The sequence below is a fragment of the Bradyrhizobium sp. MI1.11 genome, assembly GCF_055811255.1.
Genome location: NZ_JBVVPM010000148.1, coordinates 1 through 2,449, shown reverse-complemented (window position 1 = coordinate 2,449; position 2,449 = coordinate 1). Strand labels below are relative to the sequence as shown.

At 58.9% G+C, this 2,449-nt stretch carries 1 protein-coding gene and 2 pseudogenes; 1 reads left to right on the top strand and 2 read right to left on the bottom strand.

Annotation, left to right across the window (positions count from 1 at the left end; all coding sequences use genetic code 11):
• Positions 1–283: 283 nt before the first annotated feature.
• Positions 284–1,310 (bottom strand): annotated as a pseudogene (locus AC0L30_RS42715) (IS110 family RNA-guided transposase).
• Between the two features lie 173 nt (positions 1,311–1,483).
• Positions 1,484–1,795: a transposase family protein gene (locus tag AC0L30_RS42710; RefSeq protein WP_473309187.1), complete on the bottom strand. Its 312-nt coding sequence runs from the start codon at positions 1,793–1,795 to the stop codon at positions 1,484–1,486.
• 13 nt (positions 1,796–1,808) lie between these two features.
• Between AC0L30_RS42710 and AC0L30_RS42705 the strand changes: the two are divergent.
• Positions 1,809–2,306 (top strand): annotated as a pseudogene (locus tag AC0L30_RS42705) (transposase); the annotation flags it as partial.
• Between the last annotated feature and the right edge of the window lie 143 nt (positions 2,307–2,449).

The following is a 2,449-nucleotide window of genomic DNA, read 5'->3' as shown; positions in this document are numbered from 1 at the left end:
GCCTGTTCCTGATCCAGCTCTGGCGCACGCCCGCCTGTCCGGCCCCGCTCAATTCGGCTTCTTAACGGACGACTAAATCTCAACGATCCGCTGCCCGTCGCTGGGGTCATGGTCCTTTCCGAGGTCGCAAGCGCCTCATGATGATGTCCGGATCGGGTGCCTCATCGTTTGCAACGGCGTGCGGACGAGCCGCCGCCAGCCGATTGACCGAGGTCACCGCGACCACCGTCCCAGCGGGACATCGCCGGCCCGGCGGACCGGGCCAGGAGCTTACAAAATAAGGTTAGGCCGGCGCGTGGCCCCAGTCGAACGACGTGCCATCGACCCAAATGCAGTGGAGGATCACCGCGATCCTTGCGGGCAATGGCGACCTTTGCCTTTTTCATACCGATCCGCTTCGCGAGCTTCACTCCCCAGGCCTTGAGGAAAGACCATTTTTTGGTCCGATAGAGAAGGACGGTCGCTGCCTCGAACAAGTAAGTTCGGAGAAGCCTGTCGCCCCATCTGGATATCTTGCCACTAGTGTCTGCTTCACCAGATTGGTTGCGCCGAGGTGTGAGGCCGAGATAGGCGCCGACTGCCGAGGCGGATCGGAAGCGGGACGGGTCATCGATCGTATGGCGGAACGTCAAGGCAGTCACCACGCCAACACCAGGGACCGGCATCGGGCGACGCGTCGTCTCGTCAGACTTCGCCAATCGGCGGACCTCGTCGTCGAATTTGCTCTGCTGCTGGCAGATATGCTCATGAATCGACAGGAGCGGCGCGATCACGTTGAGAAGTTGATGATCTTCGCCCAATAGCTCGCCGACCTGGTTACGGAACTGTTGGCCAATCGCACGAGGGAATAGTAACCCACATTCCTTGATTAGACTGCGGACCTGGTTCTTAATATCCCGGCGTATGGACACAAGGCGGCATCGCGCGACAAGGATCGCTGGAACCTTCTGGCTCTCCTCGCTCTTGATTTTGACTTCTCGATACCACCCAACCCGCACCAGTTCGGCAAGGCCCCGAGCATCATTCCGGTCGCTCTTGTTCATGCGGACCGACAGTGCTGCGTGTGCATGCCTAGCATCGATGCAAACGACGGGGAGTTCAACCTTACGAAGCTCGTGCCAAAGCCAGCTTGCCATCGCGCCCGTCTCAAAGCCGATGCGCTCCGCCAATGGCGCATGCTTACGAAGCAGCTTGGACAGATCGCCGGGATCAGACTTGGCCTTTCCTTCAAAAATCGTTTGATCAGTCTCGTTGACAACGCAAACCGAAGTCTCTCTTTGCGAGACATCCAGGCTGACGTATTGCCTCATGACAGCTCCTCCGAATGGCTTGATTGCGAGAGCTCGACGACAACGGAGCTTTCGTGCCTCGAACGCTGACCGCAATTACGTCATCGTCTGCAAATTTGGCTCTGACTCATATGTGGAACGGCCCGGGCTGCAAGATCTTTCTCTGGTTGAACAAGGGATGACGGTGCGGCATATCAATGGTCCTTCCTTTGTGGCGCCTCTCTACGCGACCACGTTAGGCACTTTTGATGCCGGTTCGAATCGAGCCGGGTCGTTCGCCGCGCCCACGGTGCCAGAGCTCCGTCATCGAAGCGCTCGGTGAAAATACGCCAATCGCACAAAACAGTAAGGCAGCGAAAGCGGCGCGCCACGACCACCAGGCGAACCTGCCGCCCCGCCAGCGGCAGATCGGTGAGGCGCCGCTGATATCGGCTATGAATCCTCGCTGAAGTGGTCCCGCAACCCGGACAGAGACTGGTCCTGCTCGTGGGACGTACGGTGATCACGGTTGTAGCGCCACTATGGCGTCGCCTCAAGGCGCAGGGATTTAGAGGCTCGGTGCGGGTCGTTGCCGAATGGGCGACACGCCGTCGGCGTGCCGAAACGCCCGATGCTCAGAGCCTGCAGCGCGTACCATCCGCGAGAACGATCGCCCGCCTGATGACCAATGGCCGCGATACGTTATCAAAGTCAGAAACCGTCACCATTGCGGCCATCGAGCAAGGCGTTCCACTTCTGGTGGAAGCTCGAGAGATCATAGCCGCTTTCCATGCGATCATCCGCAAGAAGGCCCGCGGAGAGCTTGAACCATGGTTGGAACGAGCGCGCGCAAGCCTCGTCATGTCTTTCGCCAATGGCGTCATCAAGGACAAGGCCGCTGTCAGCGCAGCGATCACGACGTCATGCTCCAACGGACAGACCGAAGGCCAGATCACCAAGCTCAAACTGGTCAACCGCCAAATGAACGGACGCGCCAAGCTCGGCTTGCTACAGGCTCGGCTAATCGGCGCCACATGACCAGTGCTGCACCAAATTTGCGTCAGAGCCAATATTGCAAGCCGAATGACAGTTCATGCCATAGCTAACTCGCCATCGCACCGGTCTCGAAGCCGATACGCTCGGCATGAGGCGCATGTTTGTTAAGCAGGTCAGTCAAGGCA